The organism is Agrobacterium sp. O3.4 (assembly GCF_041414895.1).
In the GTDB taxonomy this organism is placed as follows: Bacteria; Pseudomonadota; Alphaproteobacteria; order Rhizobiales; family Rhizobiaceae; genus Agrobacterium; species Agrobacterium cucumeris.
This window is the reverse complement of the sequence record NZ_JALPZP010000005.1, coordinates 117,896-144,347: the sequence shown is the minus strand read 5'-3', so window position 1 is coordinate 144,347 and position 26,452 is coordinate 117,896. Positions and strand designations below refer to the sequence as shown.

At 59.4% G+C, this 26,452-nt stretch carries 25 protein-coding genes; 19 read left to right on the top strand and 6 right to left on the bottom strand.

The window, feature by feature from the left end:
• Positions 1-171 precede the first annotated feature (171 nt).
• The 7 genes from M0412_RS20895 to M0412_RS20865 all read left to right on the top strand — a co-directional run bounded on the left by M0412_RS20895 (position 172) and on the right by M0412_RS20865 (position 7,971).
• The gene (locus tag M0412_RS20895; protein ID WP_142841962.1) at positions 172-975 is read left to right on the top strand and encodes a transporter substrate-binding domain-containing protein; all 804 of its coding nucleotides are present in this window, start codon (positions 172-174) and stop codon (positions 973-975) included.
• A gap of 68 nt (positions 976-1,043) precedes the next feature.
• Entirely contained in the window at positions 1,044-1,748 is a 705-nt protein-coding gene (locus M0412_RS20890) for an amino acid ABC transporter permease (RefSeq protein ID WP_142841963.1), read from the top strand.
• Positions 1,745-2,404 (top strand): amino acid ABC transporter permease, encoded by a 660-nt coding sequence (locus M0412_RS20885; protein WP_003499527.1) that lies wholly within the window; start codon positions 1,745-1,747, stop codon positions 2,402-2,404. Before M0412_RS20890 ends, M0412_RS20885 begins: the two co-directional genes overlap by 4 nt.
• On the top strand, positions 2,385-3,116 hold the full coding sequence (locus M0412_RS20880) for an amino acid ABC transporter ATP-binding protein (RefSeq protein WP_065116843.1): 732 nt from the start codon (positions 2,385-2,387) through the stop codon (positions 3,114-3,116). Before M0412_RS20885 ends, M0412_RS20880 begins: the two co-directional genes overlap by 20 nt.
• 23 nt (positions 3,117-3,139) lie before the next feature.
• Positions 3,140-4,075 (top strand): 2-hydroxyacid dehydrogenase, encoded by a 936-nt coding sequence (locus M0412_RS20875; protein ID WP_142841964.1) that lies wholly within the window; start codon positions 3,140-3,142, stop codon positions 4,073-4,075.
• A 230-nt stretch (positions 4,076-4,305) separates the two neighbouring features.
• The gene (locus M0412_RS20870) at positions 4,306-6,480 is read left to right on the top strand and encodes a bifunctional diguanylate cyclase/phosphodiesterase (protein WP_269699965.1); all 2,175 of its coding nucleotides are present in this window, start codon (positions 4,306-4,308) and stop codon (positions 6,478-6,480) included.
• Positions 6,481-6,927: 447 nt separating this feature from the next.
• Positions 6,928-7,971: a porin gene (locus tag M0412_RS20865; RefSeq protein WP_142841966.1), complete on the top strand. Its 1,044-nt coding sequence runs from the start codon at positions 6,928-6,930 to the stop codon at positions 7,969-7,971.
• 178 nt (positions 7,972-8,149) lie between these two features.
• Here the strand turns inward: M0412_RS20865 and M0412_RS20860 are convergent, their stop codons facing one another.
• On the bottom strand, positions 8,150-9,688 hold the full coding sequence (locus tag M0412_RS20860; protein ID WP_269699966.1) for an amidohydrolase family protein: 1,539 nt from the start codon (positions 9,686-9,688) through the stop codon (positions 8,150-8,152).
• A gap of 159 nt (positions 9,689-9,847) precedes the next feature.
• Between M0412_RS20860 and M0412_RS20855 the strand changes: the two genes are divergently transcribed.
• From M0412_RS20855 to M0412_RS20825, 7 genes are all read left to right on the top strand, one after another.
• Positions 9,848-11,413: an ABC transporter substrate-binding protein gene (locus M0412_RS20855; RefSeq protein ID WP_269699967.1), complete on the top strand. Its 1,566-nt coding sequence runs from the start codon at positions 9,848-9,850 to the stop codon at positions 11,411-11,413.
• A gap of 260 nt (positions 11,414-11,673) precedes the next feature.
• Complete coding sequence (locus M0412_RS20850) at positions 11,674-12,642, top strand: ABC transporter permease (RefSeq protein ID WP_142841969.1); 969 nt, start codon at positions 11,674-11,676, stop codon at positions 12,640-12,642.
• Positions 12,643-12,660: 18 nt separating this feature from the next.
• On the top strand, positions 12,661-13,608 hold the full coding sequence (locus M0412_RS20845; protein WP_110759555.1) for an ABC transporter permease: 948 nt from the start codon (positions 12,661-12,663) through the stop codon (positions 13,606-13,608).
• 5 nt (positions 13,609-13,613) lie between these two features.
• Positions 13,614-14,807, top strand: a complete 1,194-nt coding sequence (locus tag M0412_RS20840) for an amidohydrolase family protein (RefSeq protein ID WP_269699968.1) — start codon at positions 13,614-13,616, stop codon at positions 14,805-14,807.
• Positions 14,807-16,300 carry an amidohydrolase family protein gene (locus M0412_RS20835; RefSeq protein WP_269699969.1) on the top strand — a complete coding sequence of 498 codons (1,494 nt, stop codon included), beginning with the start codon at positions 14,807-14,809 and terminating at the stop codon, positions 16,298-16,300. Before M0412_RS20840 ends, M0412_RS20835 begins: the two co-directional genes overlap by 1 nt.
• Entirely contained in the window at positions 16,293-17,276 is a 984-nt protein-coding gene (locus M0412_RS20830) for an ABC transporter ATP-binding protein (protein WP_142841972.1), read from the top strand. Before M0412_RS20835 ends, M0412_RS20830 begins: the two co-directional genes overlap by 8 nt.
• Positions 17,273-18,280 (top strand): ABC transporter ATP-binding protein, encoded by a 1,008-nt coding sequence (locus M0412_RS20825; protein WP_269699970.1) that lies wholly within the window; start codon positions 17,273-17,275, stop codon positions 18,278-18,280. The genes M0412_RS20830 and M0412_RS20825 overlap by 4 nt, the downstream gene beginning before the upstream one ends.
• Positions 18,281-18,289: 9 nt before the next feature.
• On the opposite strand, the gene M0412_RS20820 is transcribed toward M0412_RS20825, so the two are convergent.
• Positions 18,290-18,967: a GntR family transcriptional regulator gene (locus M0412_RS20820; RefSeq protein ID WP_065116831.1), complete on the bottom strand. Its 678-nt coding sequence runs from the start codon at positions 18,965-18,967 to the stop codon at positions 18,290-18,292.
• 130 nt (positions 18,968-19,097) lie between these two features.
• Here M0412_RS20820 and M0412_RS20815 point away from each other — a divergent pair, with 130 nt between their 5' ends.
• Positions 19,098-19,727 carry a flavin reductase family protein gene (locus M0412_RS20815; RefSeq protein WP_269699971.1) on the top strand — a complete coding sequence of 210 codons (630 nt, stop codon included), beginning with the start codon at positions 19,098-19,100 and terminating at the stop codon, positions 19,725-19,727.
• 22 nt (positions 19,728-19,749) lie between these two features.
• Positions 19,750-20,466 carry an aspartate/glutamate racemase family protein gene (locus M0412_RS20810; RefSeq protein ID WP_269699973.1) on the top strand — a complete coding sequence of 239 codons (717 nt, stop codon included), beginning with the start codon at positions 19,750-19,752 and terminating at the stop codon, positions 20,464-20,466.
• Positions 20,467-20,531: 65 nt separating this feature from the next.
• Here M0412_RS20810 and M0412_RS20805 read toward each other — a convergent pair whose 3' ends face one another.
• From M0412_RS20805 to M0412_RS20790, 4 genes are all read right to left on the bottom strand, one after another.
• Positions 20,532-21,038, bottom strand: a complete 507-nt coding sequence (locus M0412_RS20805; RefSeq protein WP_153516085.1) for a DUF992 domain-containing protein — start codon at positions 21,036-21,038, stop codon at positions 20,532-20,534.
• A complete protein-coding gene (locus tag M0412_RS20800; protein WP_142841976.1) occupies positions 21,035-21,382 on the bottom strand; it encodes a BON domain-containing protein in 348 nt (115 codons plus the stop codon). The genes M0412_RS20805 and M0412_RS20800 overlap by 4 nt, the downstream gene beginning before the upstream one ends.
• A 7-nt stretch (positions 21,383-21,389) precedes the next feature.
• Positions 21,390-21,569 (bottom strand): CsbD family protein, encoded by a 180-nt coding sequence (locus M0412_RS20795; RefSeq protein ID WP_142841977.1) that lies wholly within the window; start codon positions 21,567-21,569, stop codon positions 21,390-21,392.
• A 140-nt stretch (positions 21,570-21,709) separates the two neighbouring features.
• Positions 21,710-23,188 (bottom strand): helix-turn-helix transcriptional regulator, encoded by a 1,479-nt coding sequence (locus M0412_RS20790; protein ID WP_142841978.1) that lies wholly within the window; start codon positions 23,186-23,188, stop codon positions 21,710-21,712.
• Between the two features lie 190 nt (positions 23,189-23,378).
• On the opposite strand from M0412_RS20790, the gene M0412_RS20785 reads away from it, so the two are divergent.
• The 3 genes from M0412_RS20785 to M0412_RS20775 all read left to right on the top strand — a co-directional run bounded on the left by M0412_RS20785 (position 23,379) and on the right by M0412_RS20775 (position 26,450).
• On the top strand, positions 23,379-24,314 hold the full coding sequence (locus tag M0412_RS20785; protein WP_142841979.1) for a LysR family transcriptional regulator: 936 nt from the start codon (positions 23,379-23,381) through the stop codon (positions 24,312-24,314).
• A 103-nt stretch (positions 24,315-24,417) separates the two neighbouring features.
• Positions 24,418-24,897 carry a formate dehydrogenase subunit gamma gene (locus M0412_RS20780; RefSeq protein ID WP_065116827.1) on the top strand — a complete coding sequence of 160 codons (480 nt, stop codon included), beginning with the start codon at positions 24,418-24,420 and terminating at the stop codon, positions 24,895-24,897.
• Complete coding sequence (locus M0412_RS20775) at positions 24,894-26,450, top strand: NADH-quinone oxidoreductase subunit NuoF (RefSeq protein WP_269699975.1); 1,557 nt, start codon at positions 24,894-24,896, stop codon at positions 26,448-26,450. Before M0412_RS20780 ends, M0412_RS20775 begins: the two co-directional genes overlap by 4 nt.
• The last annotated feature ends 2 nt before the right edge of the window (positions 26,451-26,452 follow it).

The following is a 26,452-nucleotide window of genomic DNA, read 5'->3' as shown; positions in this document are numbered from 1 at the left end:
CCAGTCGAAATTGTTGAATTTTAAGGAGAATTCACATGGTTTTGAGCTTTCGGGGTTTCTTGGGAGGAGTTTTTTGTCAATCGCGGTGAAATGTTATCGAGAACATTTTTCGCTTTGTGCAAGATAGCTGTTCCGCTTTGGGCAGCCACTTAAAAGGTTGGAGGAGAAACCATGAGCATTTCAAGATTTCTGAAGAACGTGACCGTTGCCGTCGGTGTTGCCGCAGCAACGCTCGCCGCCAGCACATCCGCCCATGCTGTCTCGCTCAGCGAGATCACGGCGCGCGGCAAGGTCAAGATCGGTGTTCTGACCGGCGCTCCGCCGATGGGCATGGTGGATGAGAAGGGCAATCCTTCCGGTTATGACGTGGATGTCGCCAACCTCATCGGCACCTATCTGTCGCTGCCGGTTGAGCTTGTGCCGCTGACGCCGCCTGCGCGCATTCCGGCCCTTCAGACCGGCAAGGTCGACTTCCTTGTCGCAACGCTTGCACCGACCGGCGAGCGCGCCAAGACCGTGATGTTCACGCAGCCTTACAGCGCCTTCAACATGGACATCATCTCGGGCAAGGACCAGAAGTTCGAAAATCTCGACAGCCTCAAGGGCAAGCGCGTTTCGGTCAATCGCGGCTCCTCGCAGGAAACCGCGCTGCGCAAGGCCAATGTCGAAGGCCTCGAAATCGTCGTTTACGAAGACGATTCCACCAGCGCCCAGGCACTGCTTGCCGGCCAGGTCGATGCTGTCGCCCTGCCGTCCACGGTTGGCGAAGCGATCATCAAACAGCGCCCGGAAGCCGGTCTGCAGGTTGGTTTCACCTTCTTCCAGCAGGGCAATTCCATGGCGACGAAGCTTGAGGATTTCGAGCTGCGCCAGTGGCTGAACACGTCCATCTACCTCATGAAGATGTCGGGCGATCTCGACCGTATCTCGGTGAAGTGGACCGGTCGTCCGCTGCCGCAATTGCCAAGCTTCTGATTGAGCCTTTCAACGCGTCCGCCGGAGAAAAATTTCCGGCGGACCGGGAAATGTCAACGGAGTGACGCATGTCCTATACTTTTCAATTCGGCGCGCTCGCCCAGTATCAGAATGAAATTCTGAACGGCATATGGCTGACGATCAAGCTGTCGGTCCTCTCCATCGTGCTCGGCTGCGCTTTCGGCATTCTTTTGGCCTCGCTGCGCTCCATCAAGGGCGGCATCGTCCGCATCATCGTGGACGGCTATGTGGAGGTGATCCGTAACACGCCGTTCCTGGTGCAGCTTTTCATCGTCTATTTCGGCCTTCCGGGTCTCGGCTTTCGCGTCGGGGCGGATACCGCGGCGCTGATCGGCATGACGATCAATCTCGCGGCCTATTCAACGGAAATCATCCGCGCCGGCATCGAGGCGGTGCACAAGTCGCAGATCGAGGCGGGCGAAGCGCTTGGTTTCACCAGATACCAGATCTATCGCCACGTCATCATCGTGCCTGCCATCGCCAAGGTCTATCCATCGCTCTGCAGCCAGTTCGTGCTGATGATGCTGGCATCGAGCATATGTTCGGCTATTTCCACCCATGAGCTTGCGGCTGCCGCAGCCTTCGTGGAATCGCAGACCTATCGCTCCTTCGAGGTCTATATCGTCGTCACGCTCATCTATCTGGCGCTGGCGCTCAGCCTGCGGCTTATCCTTGCCCTTATCGGCATGTGGCTGTTTGGCCGCCGTGTCGCCCGCAAGACGATGACCGCTTTGCCGGAGGTGCAGTCATGACTCTTCGAACTTTCGGCTGGAACGAATTCGGCTTCCTGCTGACCGCCCTGCAATGGACCGTGCTTCTGACGATCATTGCGCTTATCGGCGGTGGTATCGTCGGCTTTTTCATCGCTCTTGCCCGCACCTCGGATAACAAGCTGCTGCGCATTGCCGCCGGCACCTATATCCAGGTCATTCAGGGCATTCCGGTGCTGATGATCCTGTTCCTGTCCTATTATGGCCTCAGCCTTGCCGGACTGGAACTACCGCCTTTGATTGCCGCCGGCGCGTCGATGACCATCTATACGTCAGGTTATCTCGCTGAAATCTGGCGCGGCTGCATCCAGGCGGTGCCGAAGCAGCAATGGGAAGCATCGGAATCGCTGGCGCTCACCCGCGCCCAGCAATATCGTTACGTCATCCTGCCGCAGGCGATCCGCATTTCCCTGCCGCCGACCGTCGGTTTTGCCGTTCAGGTCGTCAAGAATACGTCCATCGCATCGATCATCGGTTTCGTCGAACTGGCGAGAGCGGGGCAGCTCATCAACAATGCCACGTTCCAGCCGTTCCGCGTCTTCGTCGCGGTGGCCGTGCTTTATTTCATCGTCTGCTACCCGTTGTCCCAGCTGTCGCGTTGGCTGGAAAGGAGGCTTCATGCCGGAAGTAATCGTTGAAAACGTTCACAAGAGCTTTGGCGCTCTGGAAGTCCTCAAAGGCGTGTCGCTGACGGTTGGTCGCGGTGAAGTCTTTGCCCTCATCGGCCGCTCGGGCTCGGGCAAGAGCACCCTGCTGCGCTGCATGAACGGGTTGGAGAAGATCAATTCGGGCCGCATCGAAATCGCCGGCCATGCGATCGGCGAAGATGCCAAGGCGCTGCGCAAGCTGCGCACCGACGTCGGCATCGTGTTCCAGAGCTACAATCTTTTCCCGCATCTGACGGTCGGCGAAAACATCATGCTTGCGCCGCGCATCGTCAAGGACGTGGCGAAATCGGAAACCAGGGATATCGCCCGCGAGGTTCTGCAACTCGTCGGCCTTTCCGAGAAATTCGATTCCTATCCCGACCAGCTGTCCGGCGGCCAGCAGCAGCGTGTGGCGATTGCCCGCTCGCTTGCCATGCGGCCGAAGGTGATGCTGTTCGACGAGGTGACCTCGGCGCTCGATCCTGAATTGACCGAGGAAGTGCTGACCGTCATGGAAAACCTCGCCAAGGGCGGCATGACCATGATCCTCGTGACCCACGAAATGGCTTTTGCACGCCGCGTGGCGACCGAAACCATCTTCATGCACAAGGGCAAGATCTGGGAGCAGGGCCGCTCGTCCGAACTCTTCGCCAATCCGCAAACGCCGGAACTCCGGCAATTCGTCAAGGCCGATGTGAAGTAGTTCACCGGCACAAAGGAAAGTCCATGACCACTGAAATCGTGCAACTGTGCCCGCTCATCCCGGCACTGGAACAGGAACTCGCGCAGCGCTTCACCGTGCACCGCCTGTTCGAAGCGGCAGACAAGGCGGCGTTCCTTGCTGAAAAGGGCGCTGCAGTCCGCGGCGTCGTCACCGGCGGCCATATCGGCCTGCCGGCAGATATTGGTGCTGCACTCCCCAACCTCGAAATCGTCGCCATTAACGGCGTCGGTTTCGACAAGGTCGATCTCACTGATGCCAAACGGCGCGGTTTCCGCGTTTCCAACACGCCTGACGTATTGACGGCGGATGTCGCTGACCTCGCGCTCGGTCTCGTTCTGGCGCAGGCACGCAAGCTGCCGCAGGCAGATCAGCATGTGCGCACCGGGCAGTGGCTGAAGGGCGATATGGGGCTTTCCACCCGGGTTGCCGGCCGCCGTTACGGCATTTTCGGCCTTGGCCGCATCGGTCAGGCAATCGCAAAGCGGCTCGAAGGTTTTGACGCGCGGATTTCCTATACCGCCAGAAACCGCCGCGACGTCGCTTATGATTATCACGACAGCATCGAGGCGCTAGCTGCCAATTGCGACGTGCTGATCATCGCCGCCGCTGCCACCGCTGAAACGCGCCACATCGTCAATGCCGGTGTGTTGCAGGCGCTTGGGCCACAGGGTGTGCTTGTCAACGTGGCACGCGGTTCGCTGGTGGATGAGAAGGCGCTGGTCGAGGCGCTTTCAAACGGCACGATCGGCGGCGCGGCGCTTGATGTCTTCGAGGATGAACCGCGTGTGCCGGAAGCGCTTTTCGCTTTCGACAATGTCACGCTTGCCCCGCATGTCGGCAGCGGCACGCACCAGACGCGACGCGCCATGGCCGACCTCGTTCTTGCCAATCTCGACGCACATTTTGCTGGCAAGGAACTGCCGACTCCAGTGGTCTGACATACCTCTATCGAAGCCTTTAATCTGACGGCGCGGCTTTTATCCGCGCCGTTTCGATTCGTGCTGTTGGCTGTTCCTCATTTAGCCTGCAAAAGGCAGCCATTTGCCCGTAATCCCGGCCTGTCGTTCATATTTATATAATATGTATAATCCTACTATTCTGCTTCCTTATAAAGCGATGAGGCGGAGAGGTGCGTTCCAAAGGCCCGAAGACACCCGAGCAGAACCGGATGTCGCGAGAAAAGCGCGACGCTACGCCATCTGCCCCTCCTGCAACGACTGAAAACGCCAATCCCTCCGACCGGCACGTGCTTCTGGAAGCAATGATCAATCATGTGCCGGATTTCATCTATGCCAAGGATCTGGAGGGTCGTTTTCTTTTCGCCAATCGCGCCATCGTTACGGAAAACGGCTTTAAGAGCGTCGAGGAACTGATCGGCCTTACCGATTACGATATTCACGGTGACGCGGCGCGGCGCGCCGGTATTCCCGATACCGAAGCGCGGGTGATGCGCACCGGAGAGCCTGATCTTGGCTACGAGGAACCTGCCATGCGCGGCGATATCGACCGTTGGTTGATGATGTCGCGTGTGCCGCTGAAGGATGAGAGCGGCAAGATCATCGGTGTGGTTGGCGCTTCCAGGGATATCACCCAGAAAAAGGCCTCGGAAAGACTGCTTCAGGCGCAGGCGCGTATCCTGGAAATGATCCTCGCGGCGGCGCGGATCGAAGATTTTCTCGAGGAATTCGTCAAGGCCATTGAAAACCTTGCCACCGGGCTTGCCTGTGCTGTCAGGGTGTTCGAGGCGGCGGCGGGAGAACCGTCCGTTTATGTCTCTCCGGCGCTGGTGTCGCATACGGGCCTGACGGCGCTCATTTCCACCGTCAGCGATGCCGGCAAGCTTACCCATCCGGCCGACAGCACTGCTTTCAGTTTCGATATTCCCGCCAGTGAGGGCAAGGCGCATGGCTTTGTCTGGTGCGTGCTGGCGGGCCGCCAGGCGGATGCGGCGCTGGTCGAATTTATCGGGGCTGCCGCCCGCATGGCGGGACTGGCGATCGACCGGAAACGTGCCGCCGCGCATATCGCTTTTCTCGCCGACCACGACATGCTGACCCGGCTACCCAATCGCCGTTTTCTCGATACGCGGCTACCGGAAATATTGGCGGTGGCGGCAAAGGCGAAACGGCAGGTCGGCATCGGTTTTCTTGATCTCGATAATTTCAAGCAGATCAATGATACGCTTGGTCACAGCGTTGGCGACGCGCTGCTTTCGAGAACGGCGGAGCGTATCGCGCACAGCCTTGGCCGAAACGATCTCGTGCTGCGGGTGGGCGGCGACGAATTCGTCGTCATTCTGGAAAAGCAGAAACTCGGTTTCGAAGACCGTCTGCAGCGCATTCAGGCGGCGGTTTCGCAGCCGCTGCGCATCGGCAATTACGATATCAAGGTCACCTGCAGCATCGGTATGGCGTTTTTTCCAGAACACGGGGAAACCACGGCGGAAATCGTCGCAGCCGCCGATCTTGCCATGTATGAGGCCAAACATAACGGCCGGGATGGCATTGCCACCTTCACGCCGCGCATGGCGGACGATCTGAGAAAGAAGTTCACCCGCATCGAGGAGCTGCGCAAGGCGGTGGAGCGGGATGAGTTTGTTCTGCATTTCCAGCCGCAGGTTGACCTTCTCACCGGCCGTATCAGTGGGGTGGAGGCGCTGGTGCGCTGGCAGCACCCGGTGGAGGGTCTGCTGGCGCCATTGGAATTCATCGGTCTTGCTGAAGAAACCGGCCTCATCGTGGAGCTTGGGGAAAGCATTCTGAAAAAAGCCTGCCAGCAGGCGCAGGCTTGGATCGCGGCCGGCCTGTCGCCCATTAAAATGGCGGTCAATATTTCGCCCCGGCAGTTTCAGGGCGGGCTTGTGGAGCAGATCCAGTCGGCGCTGAAGGAAAGCGGTCTTTCGCCTTCGCTGCTCGAAATCGAAATCACTGAGACGCTTATCATCCAGGACGTCGAAACATCGGTGCGGATCATGCGCGCTATCAAGCAGATGGGCGTCAGTCTCGCATTGGACGATTTCGGCATCGGTTATTCCTGTCTCGGCATGCTCAAGACCTTTCCACTGTCCTGCATGAAGATAGACCGCTCGTTTCTTACCCACCTGCCGGAAAAAACCAAGGACAGCGCCATCGTTTCGATCATGATCCAGCTTGCTGGGTCTCTGGATATCGACGTCATTGCCGAGGGTGTGGAGACCGGCGAGCAGGCGGCGTTTCTGCGCGCGGCCGGCTGTCCCTACGGGCAGGGTTATTATTTCAGCCGCCCGGTTCAGGCGGACGTGATTGAGGACATGCTGGCGAAGATGACGACATTCCCGACAGGCCCTGCCGGCGATCTGCAATAAACCGGTTATGAAGGCCCTGTTTTGACGGGCCTGATGTGGGCGAGGCCGGAAGGGCTCCGACAGTATTCCCGCGCCTTTTATTTCTATAACCCCCAACCTCCTTGTGATCGTACCGGGTCAAGATGACGTACATCCGTCCTTTGCGGCGCGGTGTATTTATATTTTATGATCAATGAAATTATTATAATCGATTATTTTTATTAAGTAATGAATGCCGTTATTTGAAAATATAAAAAGATATTATTATATTCTGAAGTATTTATTTGTTGTAATTTTGCTACTTAATATTGTTCTGTACTTTTATTGTATTTGTAATCTGCCGATTTGAATTGCGAGTCTCCTGCTATTTCTGTCATTTGCTGAATCAGCGCAGGGAAGCGGGCGGCAGGGAAAGACCAGCCCTCAGTTTTGCGCATTTGTTGAAAAATTTTTGACTGGAGATTACAAATGAACATCAAGAGCCTTCTTATCGGCTCCGCTGCAGCTCTCGCAGCAGTATCCGGCGCACAGGCCGCTGACGCTATCGTCGCTGCCGAGCCCGAGCCCATGGAATATGTTCGCGTCTGCGACGCTTTCGGCACCGGCTTCTTCTACATCCCCGGCACCGAAACCTGCCTGAAGTTCTCGGGTTACATCCGTTTCCAGACCAACGTGGGTCGCGATGCAGCCAGCCCGTCTGACTGGGATTCGACAACACGTGCCCAGTTCAACATCGACACCCGCACTGACACTGATCTCGGCGCTCTGCGTGGCTACATCGGCCTTCGTGGAAATGCTGACTCCGGCGTTGGCGGCGCGACTGCCGGTACGAGCGGTAACCTGGGTTCTGGCGTTTTCGTTGACCAGGCCTTCATTCAGCTTGGCGGCTTGACGGTTGGTAAGGTTTACAGCTGGTGGGACGAAGACCTTTCCGGCGAAACCGACGTATTGTCTTCCAATGCCCTGTTCAACTCTCTCCGCTATGTCTACGATGCCGGTTCCTTCTGGGCAGGCGTTTCGGTCGATGAACTCGAAGGCATCACTGTTTCGAGCTTCAATGAGCGTGACAACAATATTGGTGTTGCTCTCGGCGCAGGCGCAAAGCTCGACAGCGTAACTCTGCAGCTCATCGGCAGCTATGACACCGATCGTGAAAACGGTGCGGTACGCTTGATGGCGACTGCCGACGTTGGCCCGGGCACGCTTGGTCTGGCCGGTGTTTGGGCATCCGGCGCAAATGCTTATTACAATGTCTCCGAATGGGCAGTTGCCGCAGAATACGCCATCAAGGCAACCGACAAGCTGAAGATCACCCCCGGCGCCCAGTTCTTCGGTGGTTACGGCCTCGCTTCCTGGGACGAATTCAAGGACGTCGATGCTTGGAAGGCCGGTGTGACGGTTGATTACAAGATCACCGATGGTTTCAACGCAAAGCTCACTGCAAACTACCTCGACGTCGACAACCAGCCTGAGGCTTGGACCGGCTTCCTTCGTCTGCAGCGTTCGTTCTAATAACTCGCATAACCAAAAAGCCTAAACCGGGTTAGACAACTCAGATCCACCCCGTTTCCGAACGGGTGAGTCACTAGCTCCAGTCAAAGTTCCTGACATGATGTCAGGTTTGCTCCCCGGACCCCTCCAGGCCGGGGAGTTTTTGTTTCTGTACGAGGTCTCCGGCAATTCACTTCCGCTATCGCAAGAATTCCGGCCCAATACCCTCTTCTTGGTCAGTAACGCCCTGTTGCCCGTGGGCAGCCGGCTCCGGTGGCCGGGGAGGGTGGACCGGTTCTTCAAAGGTCCGCAGCAGGCGGCCCCAACCCGGATCGTGCATATGCGCTTCAAGACCGGCGCGGGCGGCGAGGGCCAGTGCTTCTTCCTGGCCGAAGTTAATCGCTGCATCAACGTCGGTTGTCAGAACCCGGCCGTTTTCCATCAACATCCTGCCATCCACGAAGACGGTATCGACATCGCTGCCCAACACCTGATGCACCAGCCGGTGCACCGGCATCCACGTCGGCATCAGATGCGGTTTGCGCATGTCGATGATGACGACGTCGGCCTTTTTGCCGATTTCCAGCGAGCCGATCTCGTCCTCCATACCGATGGCATGGGCGGCGTCGATGGTGATCATTTCGAATATCTTGCCGGGCGGCAGCAGGTAACGATCATGGTTGTGCAGCAGATGTTGAGTGAATTGCGCCAGACGCGCCGTCTGCAACATGTCGAAATGCCGGCTGGGGGCCGCGCCGTCGGTGGTGATGGCAACACGAATGCCTTTCGACATCATTTCCATGATCGGCGTCGCCCGGCCGGGCGGGGCGTGGGTAACCCGAGTTCTTGTTTCGGCCAGAATGTCGATCTCGTCATGCGAGATGCCCCAGCAATGCTGGAGATGGATATCAGGGCCAAGCAGCGCATTTTCCTTGTCCTGATACGCCATGCGGATCTGTCCGGCAAAGGCGTCCGAATGCAGCCTGACGCCGGTTTTTCGTGCCGTTTCGCGGATCCGGCGCGCCTGCATCCGGTCATTTTCCGTCAGTTTCACCGCCTGATCGGGTGTTGAGGCATTGGAGGGCTCCACTGACGGAACGATGGTGAAAGGTGTGAGGAAGACGCTGATGCGGCCATCCGCCGTGCCGTGCAGGGCATCGATGGTTGCCTCGCTGCCTTCGATCATCTCTTCGAAGCTGATATGGCGGCGCTCCGGCGAACCGCTCTCCCAACGGGTGACCGGATGCGGCCATGGCAGGCCGGATGGGCCGACACAGATGATTTCGCGAAGGCCGATCTCCTCATAGGCGCGTGCATGGTTGATGGCGAAGACGGGATCGTCGGCGCGCGGCATCGAGGTGATGATGCTGGCGCCGGTCGTCACGCCGGCGCGCAACCGCTCGATGCCGGAGACCAGGCCGTCGGCGTACCAGTAATCGCGGGTGACATAATGATAATAGGTCGGCGTCACCACCTTCATCCACATGGCATTGGTATCGGCGGCAATGCTGCGGATAAGCGCATGCCCGGCATGGCCATGCGCATCGATCAGGCCGGGAATGATGAGTTTGCCCCGGCACTCGATGATCTGCTTGTCGGGGTGACGTGCGGCGAGTTCCCCGGCCGTGCCGATGTCAACGATACGATCATCCTGAATGGCAAGGCCGCCATCCTCGATAATCCGTCTTTCCCGATCCACGGTGACGATCGTACCATGCAGCAGCAGATAATTTCCCATTCGCCTTCTCCCATATGTTTACAGTCGGTATCCAGAATTTCGCAATTTTGAATACGATAATTGTCAACAATATTATTGACAATAAGCCGCAGCAAAACAATACTCCGCTTGCTCAGCCGCCAGCCGGCTTTCCAACGACCTATAAAAAGGGGGGATCAAATGTCCCGAATTAGAAGTTTTGTTCTGGCCGCCATGGCCGCCGCCGCCATTGCCGCTCCCGCAAGTGCCGAGACCCTGCGTTGGGGTAGCCGCGCCGATCTTTATTCGCTCGATCCATATTCGGTGCCTTCCACCTCCAACCTTGCTTTCCTCAATCACATCTATGAAGGGCTTGTCCGTTACGGGCCGGACTTCAAGATCGAGCCAGCGCTGGCGACGGAGTGGAAACTCGTTGATGGAAAGACCTGGCGCTTCACCTTGCGCAAGGGTGTGAAGTTCCATGACGGCTCGGATTTCACCGCTGATGATGTGGTCGCTTCCTTCACGCGCGCTTCAGATGCCACCTCGCCATTGCGCGGCAATATTCCGGTCTTTGCCGGCGTGAAGAAGGTCGATGATTACACTGTTGATCTCGACGTCACCGCACCGACCTCGCTTTTCCTGAACGACATCACCAATATCTTCATTTTCAACGCCAAGTGGTTGAAAGATAACAATAGCGAGAAGCCGACCGACTTCGCCTCCAAGGTCGACGGTTATACGACGATGCACACCAATGGCACCGGGCCGTTCAAGCTCGAAAGCCGCGTGCCTGATAGCAAGACTGTTCTCGTTGCCAATGACGGCTGGTGGGATCAGAAAAAGCACAATCTCGACCGCATCGAATTCGTGCCGATCGCCTCTGCCGCGACACGTGTTGCAGCGCTGCTCTCTGGCGAAATCGACCTGATCGATTCCGCGCCGATCCAGGATCTGCCGCGGCTTGAATCCTCAGCCAATATCACGGTGAAGAAGCGCACCGAACTGCGCACGCTGTTCATCGGTTTCAACCGTCGTGAAAAGCTGGAAGACGGCAAGCCCAACCCGTTTAATGATCTGCGTGTGCGTCAGGCATTCGAGGCGTCGCTTGATCGCGATCTCATCAACAAGAAGGTCATGCGCGGCCTTGCAAGACCTTCAGGCTCGCTCATCGCGCCTGAAATTGCCGGTTATGCCAAGTCGCTCGATACCTATGAGCCCGCCGATCCGGCAAAAGCGCAGAAGCTGCTTGCCGATGCGGGCATGAAGAACCTCGCTTTCACCTATACCTGCATGAATGATGAAAGCATCAACGAGGAAGATATCTGCTCCGGCGTTGCCAACATGCTGAAGCGCGGCGGTTTCCAGCCGACGATCGACATTGCACCGCGCTCCGTACAGTCGCCCAAGCGCAATGGCGGCAAGGCCGATGTCTTCAACCTCAGCTGGGCGAACGAGCCGACGCTCGATGCCTTCTCGTTCCTGTCGCAGATCCTGTCGACCCGCAAGGGTGCGATGGGCGTCTCCAATTATGGCGGCTGGTCGAACCCCGAGATCGACAAGCTGGTCGATCAGGCAGCGCAGGAACAGGACAACACCAAACGTCTGGCGCTTGAAGAAGCCGCGTTGAAAATCGCCAAGGATGAAACCATGCTTGTTCCGCTGCATCAGCAGCCCATTGCATGGGCCATGCTCGGAAAGGTCAAGAGCGTCGATTTCCGTGCCGATAACAAGCCGCGTCACTGGCTGACACAGCTCGACAAATAATGCAGGACGCTGGAAGGGCGTCGGCCTGTCGCCGAACGCCTTTCCAGCCTTTCCGGCGCAGTTCGCCTCAGCCGTTGAAACCCTGATGCTCACGGAAGGGACGGCCGAAACGCGATCCTTCGCCGGTGCAATTGTCGACAATGTGACGGGCTCAGGCGCGAGGCATCGTCGCATCGTTGCGAAAGCTCTACCCTGTCTCTGGAAGAGAATGGTCGAACCTGGCACGCCTTGTGGCGCAGGTTCGCATCCGAGAGGTAACCATGCTGGTTTTCATCATCAAGCGTTTGGGAAATGCCGTGCTCGTCATGCTTTCCGTCGCGCTTATCGCATTTCTGATTTTCCGGCTCGCGGGTGATCCCGTTGAGCTGATGGTCGGCGAACAGACCTCGCAGGAGGATCGGGCCGCCCTGCGTGAGCGCCTCGGCCTCAATGACAGCCTGCCGACGCAATATTTTCGGTTTGTGAAAGATGCGGCAGAGGGCAATTTCGGCGTTTCCTATCGCAACGGCCAGCAGGTGTTGCCGCTGATAGCGGAGAGGTTTCCGGCAACGCTGGAGCTTGTTCTTGTCGCTACCGTCCTTTCGCTGGTCGTCGGTCTGCCGCTTGGGGTGCTGACGGCAATCAGGCGTGGCAAGTGGTATACGGAGGGCCTGCAGTTCCTGTCGATCGTCGGCGTCTCCCTGCCGAGTTTCGTTGTCGGCATTCTGCTCATTCTCGTCTTTTCGGTGTCTCTCGGCTGGGCGCCGGCCTTCGGTCGGGGAGATGTGGTGCAGATCGGCTGGTGGTCCACCGGGTTGCTGACCTCCTCAGGGCGTGCGGCCATCATTTTGCCGGCCATTGCGCTTTCGCTTTATCAGATCACGCTTGTCATGCGTCTGGTTCGCGCCGAGATGCTGGAAGTGTTGCGCTCCGATTTCGTGAAGTTTGCGCGGGCCCGTGGCATTCCCCGCTGGCGTATCTACTTCCGCCATGCGCTTCGCAACTGTCTCATGCCTGTCGTGACGCTGACGACGATGAATGTCGGCTCGCTCATCGCCTTCGCGCTGATCACGGAAACGGTGTTCCAGTGGCCGGGCATGGGCATGCTGTTCATACAGGCGGTGACGTTTCTCGATATCCCCGTCATGGCGGCCTATCTCTGCATCATTTCCTTCATCTTCGTTGTTCTCAACACGTTCGTCGACATTGCCTATGCGGTGATCGATCCGCGTCTGCGCACCGCGCGTTAACCGAAGGGAGCCGGTTTCATGACAGACCTTCCACAAATGGCAAAACCCGCCCGCCGGTCGCTTTTCAGCCGCATGCGCGACAGCGATCTCTACTGGTCCTTCAGCCGCAGCAAATCGGCGAAGATCAGTGCGCTGGTCCTCTCGATCCTGATCCTCGCTGCCATATTCGCGCCGCTGATCGCGCCGCAAAACCCCTATGACGGCGCTTCGCTGGACATGTGGAAGGCCGAGTTGCCGCCGGTGTGGCAGGAGGGCGGCGAATGGCCCTATCTGCTCGGCACCGATACGCAGGGGCGGGACATGCTCTCCGCCATTCTTTACGGCACACGCATATCGATCGTCATAGGTGTCGCCTCCGTGGCGCTGTCGCTGGTCATCGGCATGACGGCCGGACTGGTCGCCGGTTATTTCGGCGGCTTTGCCGATAATCTCCTGATGCGGATCGGCGATATCACGCTCTCCATCCCGACAATTCTGGTGGCCATCCTCGTCTCGACGGTGGTGCGGCAGATGTTGCCGGACAGTCTGCGCGAGGTGGGGGCATCCGCCGTGCTCATTTTCGCCATCGCCCTTTCCGCCTGGGTGCAATATGCGCGCACCGTGCGTGCCCAGGCCATCGTCGAAACCGGCAAGGATTATGTGCAGGCGGCCAAACTCATCGGCGTTCCCGCCCGTCGCATCATGGCCAACCATATCCTGCCCAATACGCTCACACCGATCATGGTTGCCGCCACGCTCAATTTCGGCATGGCGATCCTCACCGAAGCGACGCTGTCCTTCCTCGGCATCGGCATGCCGCCCAGCCAGCCTTCGCTCGGAACGCTGATCCGTATCGGCAACCAGTTCCTGTTCTCGGGTTCGTGGTGGATCGTCTTGTTTCCCGTTTTCCAGCTCTGTCTGCTCGTCGTCACCGTCAACCTTCTTGGTGACTGGCTGCGCGATGCGCTCAATCCGAAACTGAGGTGAGTTCCATGCACGATCTTCTGCTCCGCAACATCAGGCCCATGGCGGGCGATACCTGCGACATTCTGATCAGGCAGGGAAAGATAGCCGGTTTCGGAAAGTTCGAGGCCGAGCCGGGCATGCCGGTCGAGGAGGGGAATGGCGCGATTGCCGTTCCCGGCCTTATCGATGCCCATACCCATCTCGACAAGACGACATGGGGCATGCCCTGGCACGTCAATAATCGCGCCGCGATCCTGCGCCAGCGGATCGACTTTGAACGCGAAAACCGGACACAGATCGGCATCGATCCGCACCGCCAGTCCATGCGCCACGCCATCGGCCTTGCGGCCAACGGCGGCACCCATATTCGCAGCCACGTGGATATTGACCCGACCCATGGCCTGGCGCTTGTGGAGGGCATCTGGGAAACCCGCGAGAAGCTGAAGGGCATCATCGACATCGAAGTCGTTGCCTTCCCGCAATCCGGCGTCATGGTCATGCCCGGCACCGTGGAGCTTCTGGACGAGGCCTTGAAACAGGGCTGCGAAGTGCTTGGCGGCATCGATCCCTGCGGCATCGACCGCGATCCGAAAGGCCAGCTGGATATTCTCTTTGCGCTTGCGGTCAAGCACGGCGTGCCGATCGACATCCATCTGCATGAGGCTGCCGATCTCGGCGCCTTCACCATGGAGCTGATCTTCGAGCGTATCCGGGCCAATGGCATGGAAGGCAAGGTTGCGATCAGCCACGCCTTTGCACTGGGAATGAATGATTACCTGCGGGTCGGCAAGCTGATCGAAGAGATTGCAAGGCTCGACGTGGCGATCCTGACGACCGGTGCGCCTTCGGCAAACGTGCCGTCGATCATGCGGTTGAAGGAAGCGGGTGTGCGTGTCGGCGGTGGTTGCGACGGCATTCGCGATACCTGGGGTCCATGGGGTCAGCCGGACATGCTCGACCGGGCAAAGATCATCGGCATGAAGAACGGCCTGCGCTCGGATATCGAGCTTGCCCATGTGCTGCATGTGGTATCGCAGGGCGGAGCCGATGTCATGGGGCTTGGTGATTATGGCCTGAAGGAAGGCCGCGCCGCGGATTTCACGCTGCTTACGGGCGAAACGTTCGCCCATGCCGTTGTCGATATCGCGCCCCGGCCGCTCGTCGTCAAAGGCGGCCGCGTCACCGCCAGAAACGGCAAAGCCATCGTGGAGGCGCCGTGATGAGCGCCGCTTTGCAATCTCTCGCGCTTGGCGAACGTCCGTCGGGTCGCACGCTGCTTACCGCAAGCTGGGTTGTCGGACACAAGGACGGATCACACCGGCTCTTGAAAAACGGCGAGGTGGTCTTTGAGAATGGTGAGATTCTTTTCGTCGGGCACGGTTTTCCAGGCGAGGTCGCCCGTCGCGTCGATTTCGGCAACGCCCTCATCAGCCCCGGCCTGATCGATCTCGACGCGCTTTCCGATCTCGATACGACGATCCTGGGGATCGATCACTATCCCGGCTGGGCCAAGGGCCGGGTCTGGCCACGATCTTATGTCGAGGCCGGTCCTTACGAGATGTATTCCGAGGAGGAACTGGCTTTCCAGAAGCGTTTCGCTTTCGGCCAGCTGCTTCTCAACGGCATCACCACGGCAGCACCCATCGCTTCCCTGTTTTACCGGCAATGGGGCGAAACCGTCGCCGAATTCGAGGCTGCGGCCGATGCTGCCGGCGAACTCGGTCTGCGCGTCTATCTCAGCCCCGCATACCGCTCCGGTGGCATGGTGCTGGAAGAGCCGGGGCGCATGGTGCCTGTCTTTGACGAAGAGCGCGGCTTTCAGGGGCTAAAGGATGCGGTGTCGTTCATCGAAAGACAGAGCGGACGGCATGGTGATCTCGTGCGCGGCATGCTCGCGCCGGATCGGGTCGAGACATCGACGCTCGCCCTGTTGCAAAGAACAGATGCGGCCGCTCGTGATCTTGGATGCAAGTTCCGTCTGCACATGGCGCAGGGCACGATGGAGGTCGATACCGTCCGCAGCCTTCATGGCTCCACTGCGCCCGTGTGGCTGGCCAAGGCCGGCCTCCTCAGCGACCGCCTTGTCGCGCCGCACGCCACCAATGCGACGGACGAAGATCTGGCGCTCTACGCTGAGAATGGCGTTTCCATCGTCCACTGTCCGCTGGTGTCTGCCAGAGGCGGCAGCAAGCTGTCGTCGTTTTCGTCGTGCCGGCAGCGTGGCATCAACATCGCGATGGGCACGGACACGGCACCGGCCGACATGCTGATGAACCTTCTGGTCGGGCTTATCACCTGCCGCATCAGCGACGGCGTGCCCGACAGGGTCCGTTCGGCCGATCTGTTCGACGCCGCCACGATCGGTGGCGCAAGGGCACTGGGCCGTGCCGATCTCGGACATCTCTCAAAGGGTGCCCGCGCCGATATCGCGGTCTTCGATCTCGATGATACCGTCATGGCGCCGAGCGTCGATCCGATTACGACCATCGTTACCGGCGGTTCGGGCAAGATCACGCGTGCGGTCTTCGTTGATGGCCGCCTGTCGATGCGCTCAAGGCAGGTCGCGAATATCGACATGGAGCAAGCCCGCGTTCAGGCGCAGGCGCAGTTCGATGGGCTGATCGCGAAATATCCCGAACGAAGCTGGGCCAACCCGCCCGTTTCGGAAATTTTCCCCCCGAGCTACCCGGTGGAGGTTGACGCCAATGGATAACATGAACCAGTCGGTTATCGACGTTCGCAATCTGAAAGTCGAGTTTCCGGGCCGCAGAGGCACGGTGACCGCCCTTTCGGATGTCAGCCTGTCGATCCGCCCCGGCGAAATCCTCGGTGTTGTCGGCGAATCCGGTGCCGGAAAATCCATGACCGGACTTGCGATACAGGGCTTGCTGGAAAAGCCCGGCCGCATCGCCGAGGGTGAGATCTGGCTTGGATCGCGGCGTATCGACAAGTTGGACGACAGGGCGATGGAGGGCATTCGCGGCCGCGAGATCGGTGCGATCTTTCAGGATCCGCTCACTTCGCTCAACCCGCTCTTTACGGTTGGCGCGCAGCTGGTCGAAACGATCCGCCAGCATCTGCCGCTCTCCAGGAAAGAAGCGCGGGGGCGGGCGGTTCAACTCCTGAAAGATGTCGGCATTCCGTCTCCGGAAGATCGCGTCGATCATTATCCGCATCAGTTCTCCGGCGGCATGCGCCAGCGTGTCGTCATCGCACTGGCGCTGGCGGCCTCGCCAAAGCTCATCATTGCCGACGAGCCGACCACGGCGCTTGACGTATCCATTCAGGCGCAGATCATCTCGCTGCTGCGCAGGCTGTGCAAGGAGAAGCAGACGGCCGTCATGCTGGTCACGCATGATATGGGCGTCATCGCCGAAGCCGCCGATCGCGTTGCCGTGCTTTATGCCGGCAGGTTGATCGAGGTCGGGCCGGTCGAGCAGGTTCTGCATGCGCCGAAACATCCCTATACGCAGGGCCTGATGGCCTCCATCCCATCGCTCGGCGCGCGGGTGGAGAGGCTCAACCAGATCGACGGGGCGATGCCGCGTCTTGATGCTATCCCGCCGGGCTGCGCCTTCAATCCGCGCTGTGGCTTTGCCGGCCCCCGCTGTCTTCGCGAGCGCCCGGAACTGGAAACGCAGGGCAACAGCGCAAGTGCCTGCTGGATGAATGCAGGAGGAACAGCATGAAAACCTCGGTGACAAAAACACCCGCACTGACGGTGAAGGGTCTGACCAAGACCTTCGATGTTTCCGCCCCGTGGCTCAACCGCGTCATCGAGCGCAAGCCCCGTCAGTTCGTGCAGGCCGTCAACGACATCGATTTTACGGTGCCAGCCGGTGGCTGTCTCAGCATTGTCGGCGAAAGCGGCTGCGGCAAGTCCACCGTCGCGCGGCTGGTGACAGGGCTGTTCCGCCCAAGCGCCGGTGACTTTCGTTTTGCCAAAGGGCGGACGGATGCACCGCTTTCGGCGCAGATGATCTTTCAGGATCCCTATGCCTCGCTCAATCCGCGCTGGCGGGTGAAGAACATCATCGCAGAGCCGATCCGCGAGCTGAAACTGCGCGCCACCCGTGCAGAGACAATGGAGCGGGTGGAGGAACTGCTGCGAACGGTCGGCCTCTCTGCCTCCGACGGCGAGAAATTCCCGCATGAATTTTCCGGCGGCCAGCGCCAGCGCATTTCAATTGCCCGTGCCCTGGCAAGCGAGCCGGAGTTTCTGGTCTGTGACGAACCGACATCCGCGCTTGATGTATCGGTGCAGGCGCAGGTGCTGAACCTGATGCGGCGGCTGCAGGACGAGTTGGGGCTGACTTATCTGTTCATCAGCCACGATATGAGCGTGGTTCGCCACATGTCGGACCGTATCGCTGTGATGTATCTCGGCCGCATCGTGGAGGAGGGCGATACGGAGGAGCTGTTCGCCCGCCCGCGTCACCCCTATACGCAGCTTCTGCTGCAGACCATTCCGAATATCGAGGCCCCGCGCCGCGACCGGGAACTGGTGGCAGGCGAAGTCCCAAGCCCGCTCAGGCCGCCCTCGGGCTGCACCTTCCATCCGCGCTGCCCGCTTGCAACGGCGCGCTGTTCGGCGGAAGTGCCGCAGGTGCGCACGCTTGCCGGCGGCACACGCGTTGCATGTCATCTGGTGGAGGATGAAGAGGTGTTGACGCAGGAACGGGAGCGCGCCTGAGCCGCAAGGTCAGGCGAGTGCCGCCCGCAGATCATGGGAAAGGTCGCGGATTTCGCTGAGGTCGAGTTCCGCTTCCACATGTTCGAGGTGATGGGTCATCAGATGCGTGGCCCTCGCCGGGTCGTTATTGGCGATCGCGTCGACAATTTCCGCATGTTCGTCGGGCCCGCAGTTAAAGCGGTCCGTGTTGCGGTAAACGGCAGTGATGAGGGAGGAACGCGAAATGAGGTCGCGCATGGTGGTGAACAGGAAATCGGAACCGACCGTTTCCGCAAGCAGCAGGTGGAAGCCGCCGGAAAGCTTGATGATGTCGGTGGTGATGTTGTGAGCGTTGGCCACGCGCTCCTTTTCGACATGGTCGCGAAGCCGCTTCAGAGCGGCCTTGGTGGTGGATTTGCACAGCCGCTCAACAACACATTGTTCCACGGTGCGGCGAACGAAGAACACGTCTCTCGCCTCTTCGACCGAGGGTTTGGAAACGAAGGCGCCGCGATTGGGAACGATGGTGACGAGACCGTCTCGCTCCAGCACGGAAAGCGCCTGGCGGATGCGCGCGCGGCTGACGCCAAAAATCGTGGCGAGCTGTTCTTCCTTCAGCTGCACGCCCGGGCGAAGCCGTCGTTCAGCGATCGACAGCCAGACTTTCTCGACAATTTGCTGCGTGGACTGGCCGTTCTGTTCGGTCATCGGTTTCGCTCTCCATTGTGGGTAGAGAAGCGTGATGCGGTGGAAAAAGTCAACCGTTTCAACACAGTTTTGGTTGCAAGATTGTCAACAATCTGAAATAATATTGTGTACTATAAACAGGGCAGTTGTCATGGAATTCGACTTCACCACGCTCGAGCCGCAGAGCCGTTACCGTCTGCTGACGAATTTTATCGGTCCCCGGCCGATTGCGCTCGTCACGACGCGTTCTGCTGCCGGCCACAACAATGCGGCGCCGATGAGCTTTTTCAACGTTTTCTCCCATGATCCGCCGATCGTCGTCCTCGGTATCCAGCCGCGGGTGACGGGCGAGGAGAAGGACACGATGGTCAATATTCGCCGCACCGGCGAATTCGTCATCAACATGGTGGACATGGCCCTGTCGGAACAGATGCTCGTCTGCGGCCTCGGCTTCGACAGCGAGGTGGACGAACTTTCCATGGCGCGGCTGACCGCGACCCCCTGTAACAAGATCGATGCAAGCTTTGCGGCGGAATCACCCTGCGCCTTCGAGTGCCGGGTGGAGCGCCTGATCGATTATCCGCGCCGCACGCTGGTGCTGGGTGAGGTCGTGCATATGCATGTGCACAAGGATTGCCTCGATCAAGAGGGGCGTTATGTCGATCCGGACCGCTACCAGCCGATCGCACGTCTTCACGCCGACAATTACATTACTTCGGACCGCCAGTTCGTCCTCAAGGCGCCAGCGATTACCGACTTCATCAAGCCAGATGGCGCGTGAAGGTCCTGAAAGGCTTACCCCGATGCATATTCGCCTGATCAACCCGAACTCTACGGCCTCTATGACGGCGCAGGCGCTCGACAGTGCCTTGCGCGTCAAACACATGGATACGAAAATTTCCGCTGCAAATCCTGTCGATACGCCCGTCAGTATCGAAGGTGGAGCGGATGAGGCGCTGGCCGTTCCGGGCCTGCTGCAGGAAATCCGCAAGGGTGAACAGCTGGGCGTTAACGCTTATGTCATCGCCTGCTTTGACGATCCGGGACTGCATGCTGCCCGCGAAGTGGCGCGCGGGCCGGTCATCGGCATCTGCCAGGCCGCCGTGCAGGTGGCCATGACGATCAGCCGCCGATTTTCCATCATCACCACCCTGCCGCGTTCGATCCCCATCATCGAGGACCTTGTCGGCAACTATGGGGCGGAGCGGCATTGCCGCAGGGTTCGTGCCATTAATCTGCCGGTGCTTGGTCTCGAAGAAGACCCTCTCGCCGCTGAAATGATGCTGATCCGCGAGATCGAAGCGGCCAAGAAGGAGGACACGGCGGAAGCGATCATCCTTGGATGCGCCGGCATGTCGGCTCTGTGCGACAGGCTGCGCGAGGCAACCGGCGTGCCTGTTATCGATGGGGTTACGGCGGCGGTGAAACTGGCCGAGGCGCTGGTGGGGGCAGGTTACAGCACTTCGAAGGTCAATGCCTATGATTATCCGCGCATCAAGGAAGCCATGCTGGTTGCCTGAGCCGGAGGACGGCATACGGTTTCGGGCAATGTGGATGCCCGAAACCGCGCCATTTTCGACCTGAATTAGCGGGCGTGCTTCAATTGCAAGCGTGATACGCCGGCTGCGATGTTTACACCCGTGCCAACCTCCGCGCTGATCGGCTGAAGCGCGAAATTCTTGGCATTGCCGCCGATCAGGGCGTTTGCGCCAATACCGATGCCGACAGAGGCTGCGGCGGAGGCGCCGACATATTCGCCGCCAAGCGCACCGTCGCCGATGCGGCTTGCCGCCGTGTTGAACACGATCCAGCTCATATAGGTCTTGCCCGTCACGCCGATATCGAGGCCGAGCTTGCCGATGGTGCCGGTGTAGCGCTCGGTCTTGCCGGAACGCTGGCGAAACTGGCAATCGACATTTTTGCTGGAGCCGATCACAAGTCCGACTCCGCCGGCGATTTCGCAGGACAGGGTACCGACACGTTCCTTCTGGACGGTTTCAGTCGCGCGCTTCGAGTTATGCTTGGTTTCGGCTGAAGCGAGCGGGGCAAGTGCCAGGGTTGCGATGGCGGTTGCGAGAACGAACTTCTTCATTGTTTATCACTCCTGTTATTGTTGACGAGGTGGAGGCGCGGGGAGGCCGCGTCCAGCCTGATCGACGGCCGCTGGCGGATCGCCAGATCGGCGATGATGGGTCGCGATGCGAAACATTCGGCTATGATAACCGCCCGTTCGAAGGCAGAGAGTGTTTCAACTTCGCCTGTAAGGACGATGCACCCATCAGAAGAACTGACGGAGATGCAGCTGTTTTCCTGCCCGTCCGCATAGGCGATCAGTGCCTGCAAGGCAGCGCACAGGCTGATCTCCTGGGGATTGCATCCCGGTGCCGTGTCTGCGTTCCATGAAAGCATCATCGTGAAACCTCCCGCCTTGAACATTGACGGATCACTTCAGAGCTTTGGCGATGGCGTCCTTCGCCCGGCCAAGTTTCTCCTGTGCGTGGCCGGCCACTTTTTCGGCCCTGCCTTCCGCCTCAAGTCGCCCATTGCCGGTGATTTTTCCGGTCGCTTCCTTGATGGTGCCCTTAGCCTGGCGGGCAATGCCTTCGATACGGCTTTTGTCCATGATGCACTCCTTCCATCGTTGGATCGTGCCGCTGCTGACAACGGCATGATGGGAAGGTAGTGCGGCGCAATGGCGTGAAGCAGAGCATTTTCTACTAGTTGAACTGGTATAAAGTGACCTATTTTCGCAAAAGCGGGCCGCTATTTTTCCCTGCGGCCGGAAAAGCCCCGTTCGCGTGCCCAGATAACCGCGGCGGTCCGGCGGTTCACGCCGATCTTGCCATAAAGCGACGCGATGTGATTGCGGATGGTGTGCTTGGAAAGATGAAGTCTGTCGCTCATTTCCCTGTCGCTGCACCCGTCACAGATCAGCGACAGGATTTCCTCCTCGCGATCCGTCAGGTCCTTCAGCGATGCCGACGGCGTCGCGCTGCGCGCGTTCTGCCGCAGTCCCGCCAGTCTTTCGACGACGGTTCTGCTGAACCATGAGGTATCGGTCATCACGCTTTCGATCGCTTCGATCAGTTCATTCTCCGAGCGTCTGCGCTCGGTCACGTCCTGTATCGCCCAGATGACACATTGCTGGTCGTTGATCTCGGCGCGTTCGGCAGAAACGATGCATTCGGCCGTGCCGCCATCGCGCAGCTTCATGCGCATATTTTCGTTGCGGATGGGGATGTTGTCCTTCAGCCGCTTCTCAATATCCCGGCGCGCCGCCACATCTTCCCAAAGTCGCAATTCGCCGGCGGTTTTTCCCACCACTTCCGGCTCCTTGCGGCCGCATAGCTGCAGGAAGGCGTCGTTGACTTCAGTCAGCACGAAATCCTCCAGCCGCGAAACGGCAGCGGGTGCGGGCGAAAGGCGGAAAGACTTGAAGAACCGTTCCTCGCTCTGGCGCAGCGCGTTCTGTGCCCTGCGACGCCCGTCAAGATCGGCGAAGGTGAAGAGCATGCAGGGCTCTTCGGCAACCGCGATGGTTTCGCCGGCGACGATCACCAGCCTGTCGCCTCCCGGTATGGGGATGAGCGCCTCCCGCTGACGGATGATCCTGCCCTCATGCAGCCGCTTCAGCGCGTCCTCGCCGGTGTCGCATTCGGAAAACAGTCCAAGCTCCTCGACGCTCACGCCGATAATCTCCTCACGCGTGAAGCCGGTCATTTCAAGAAAGCCCTGATTGACGCGGATGAAACGCTCGTCTTCCAGCCGGCAGATCAAGCCCGGGGCAGGGTTGGCATTAAAGGCGCTTTCAAAGCGGGCTTCGGCCTCGAAACGGGGTGTCTCATCCCGGATGATGACGACGAGAACATCGGGCCTGGCACCCGCATCCTCAAGAACGAGGCCACGTATCGTATGGACCCAGCACTCCTCCTCATTGCCGCTCGGCGACACTTCAACCGTCACGTCGTCAAAATCATCGCCGGCCAGAAGACGCTCAAGCGGATATTGTCCCTCTTCGAGCAGATGGTTGTTGCGATAACGAAGCGTGAAATTGCGCCTGTAGGCCGCGGCATCCTCTCCCAGATCCGCAAGTGCCTCGATCCGGTGCATACGAAGTGCCGCCCTGTTTGCCCAGGCAATCGTTCCGTCGTTCTCGAGCAGGATCAAGCCGTCGCTCAGCCCGGCGATCAGATTCTGCAATACCAGCCGGTTGATCTTTGGAACCTCTGCGATCGCGTCCATGCTTCCCCCGATATCCTGATCCTTGACCCGATTATAACGCATGGTTGCGGCAAGTGTTGCAATGAGGTCCTGCCTGTGTTTCCGCGATCCGGCAGTCTCCTGTTGTTGTCGGATTTGCGACGAGGCGCGTCAGGCACTAGTGTCCGGTTGCGTGCTGTCGCGCGCAGCGACACTTGTCATGGGAGGACGCATGATCGACAAGCTGGAGTTTTTCATCGCATTGGCGCGCGCGGAGCATTTCGGGCGGGCCGCGGAGGAATGCGGTATTTCGCAGCCCAGCCTCTCGGCGGCGATCCGGCAACTGGAGGATCAACTGGGTGTCGTTCTGGTGGTGCGCGCCGCCCGTTATCAGGGGCTGACGCCGGAGGGCCAGCGTGTGCTGGAATGGGCGCGCCGCATCGTTGCCGATACGCGCACCATGCGCGAGGAAATGCGCGCCGCCCGCAAGGGCCTGGCCGGCCATATCCGCCTTGCGGTCATTCCCACCGCGCTTGCGATGGTGCCGCGATTGACGGAACCGTTTCAGGCGCGCCATCCGGATGTTACCTTTTCCGTGACGTCACGTACCTCGCTTCAGGTCTTGAGCCAGATCGAGAATCTCGAGATCGATGCGGGAATCAGCTATCTCGACAATGAGCCGCTGGGGCGGGTGACGACGGTGCCGCTTTATTCGGAGCGATATCACCTGATCGCAGCGGCCGGAACGCCTTTGGCCGATCAGGAAAGCGTTACCTGGAGGCAGGTTGCCGGTCTTAGGCTATGCCTATTGACTTCGGACATGCAGAACCGCCGTATCATCAACAAGCACATGGCGGAAGCGGGTGTGGAGGTGAAACCTACGCTCGAATCCAATTCGATGATCGTGCTTTTTTCCCATATTCGGACCGGACAATGGGCTTCAATAATGCCGCGTAACATAGCGGAATCATTTGGTTTTCCAAAGCAGATAAAAATGATCCCAATCATCGAGCCCGATGCCGAGCATCTCGTGGGGTTGATTGCGACTTACCGCGAACCGCATACGCCGCTGGTTTCGGCGCTTCTTCATGAGGCGCGGCAGCGCGCTTCGGAGCTGGTTTTTGATAGGAAATCCCTATCGAGCGACGGAAACACCGTATTGACCTGATCCTGCCGCTCTCGCCATTCTCGCTGTCAATGCAGGGGCTGCGAAAGGGCTGAAAATGTCCTTCTCGCCATCCTTGCCCCTGTCGGTTTGGGAGGACTGGCTTATGAATATCCAGGCGGTTGCCGCAGATGAGGCGGCCCGTGTTTCCGCGGTTATTGACGACTTTATTCACCTCGAAGGGCCGATGCTGCCCATCCTGCACGCGGTTCAGGAAGAATTCGGCTACATTCCCGAAAGCGCCAAGCAGATCATCGCCTCTGCACTGAATGTGTCGCGGGCGGAGGTGCATGGGGTCGTAACCTTCTATCCGGATTTTCGTGATCATCCTTCCGGCCGACATGTCTTGAAGCTCTGTCGCGCCGAGGCTTGTCAGTCGATGGGTGGCGAGCCTCTGGCGGATACCATCAAGTCCCGGCTCGGCCTTGACTGGCACGAAACCGCCGCTGACGGCTCCGTCACGCTGGAACCGGTTTTCTGTCTCGGGCTTTGTGCGCAGGCGCCGGCCCTGATGCTGGACGGCGAAGTCCATGCCCGCCTTGACGAGGACTGTCTTGGCGACATTCTGACGGAGGCGCGCCGATGAGTGTCACCGTTTTTGTTCCCGGCGATTCCGCCGCGCTTGCCGTTGGTGCAAACCGTGTTGCCGACGCCATTGCCCGGGAGGCGGCCAGCCGCAATCTTGATGTGCATGTTGTCCGCAACGGTTCGCGCGGCATGCTCTGGCTCGAAGTGCTGGTCGAAGTGCGCACCGACCATGGCCGCATCGCCTACGGGCCGGTGAACGCCGGCGACGTCGCCTCGCTGTTCGATGCGGATTTTCTGACCGGCGGCGAGCATCGTCTCTGTCTCGGGCCAACAAAGGACATCCCGTTCCTGAAAAGCCAGACGCGTCTGACATTTGCGCGCTGCGGCGTCACTGATCCATTGTCGCTTGAGGATTATCGCGCCTATCAGGGCATGAAAGGCCTCGAAAAAGCCGTCGCCATGGCGCCGCTCGACATCGTCGCCCAGGTGACCGAAAGCGGCCTGCGCGGACGCGGCGGCGCGGGTTTCCCCACGGGCATCAAATGGAAGACCGTTGCCGATGCGGTGGCCGACCAGAAATATATCGTCTGCAATGCGGACGAGGGCGATAGCGGCACCTTTGCCGACCGCATGATCATGGAAGGCGATCCCTTCGTGCTGATCGAAGGCATGGTGATTGCCGGCCTTGCCGTTGGTGCGACTAAGGGTTTCATCTATACGCGCTCGGAATATCCGCACGCGATCAAGGTCATGGAGCAGGCAATCGAGATCGCCCGGCGTGAAGGCATCATCGGCGCATCTGTCCTCGGTTCCGGGCGGGCCTTTGATCTCGAAGTGCGCATGGGTGCCGGCGCCTATGTCTGCGGCGAGGAAACATCACTTCTCAACAGTCTGGAAGGCAAGCGCGGCACCGTGCGCGCCAAGCCGCCGCTACCCGCCCTGCAGGGCCTGTTCGGAAAACCCACCGTCGTCAACAATGTGATTTCGCTGGCATCCATTCCGGTCATCATGGATCTGGGTGCCGCCTTCTATCGCGATTTCGGCGTCGGCCGTTCGCACGGCACGATCCCCATCCAGCTTGCCGGAAACATACGACATGGCGGGCTTTACGAGACCGCCTTCGGCCTGCCGCTCGGCCAGCTGGTCAACGATATCGGTGGCGGCACGATCACCGGACGTCCCGTCAAGGCGGTGCAGGTGGGCGGTCCGCTCGGCGCCTATTTCCCGGTTTCGCTGTTCGACACGCTCTTCGACTATGAGGCCTTTACGGCGGCTGGCGGCCTTATCGGACATGCCGGCATCGTGGTGTTTGACGACAGCGCCGACATGCTGCATCAGGCCCGGTTCGCGCTGGAATTCTGCGCCGTCGAAAGCTGCGGCAAGTGCACGCCCTGTCGCATCGGCTCGACGCGCGGCGTCGAGACGGTTGACAGCATCGCGCTCGGCATCGAGCGGGAGAAGAACACCGCGCTCCTCGCTGACCTCTGCGAGACCATGAAATTCGGTTCGCTTTGTGCGCTTGGCGGCTTCACGCCCTATCCCGTCATGAGCGCGCTCCGGCATTTCCCTGATGATTTTGTCCCCATCCCACGTGTTGAAGCGGCGGAGTAAGA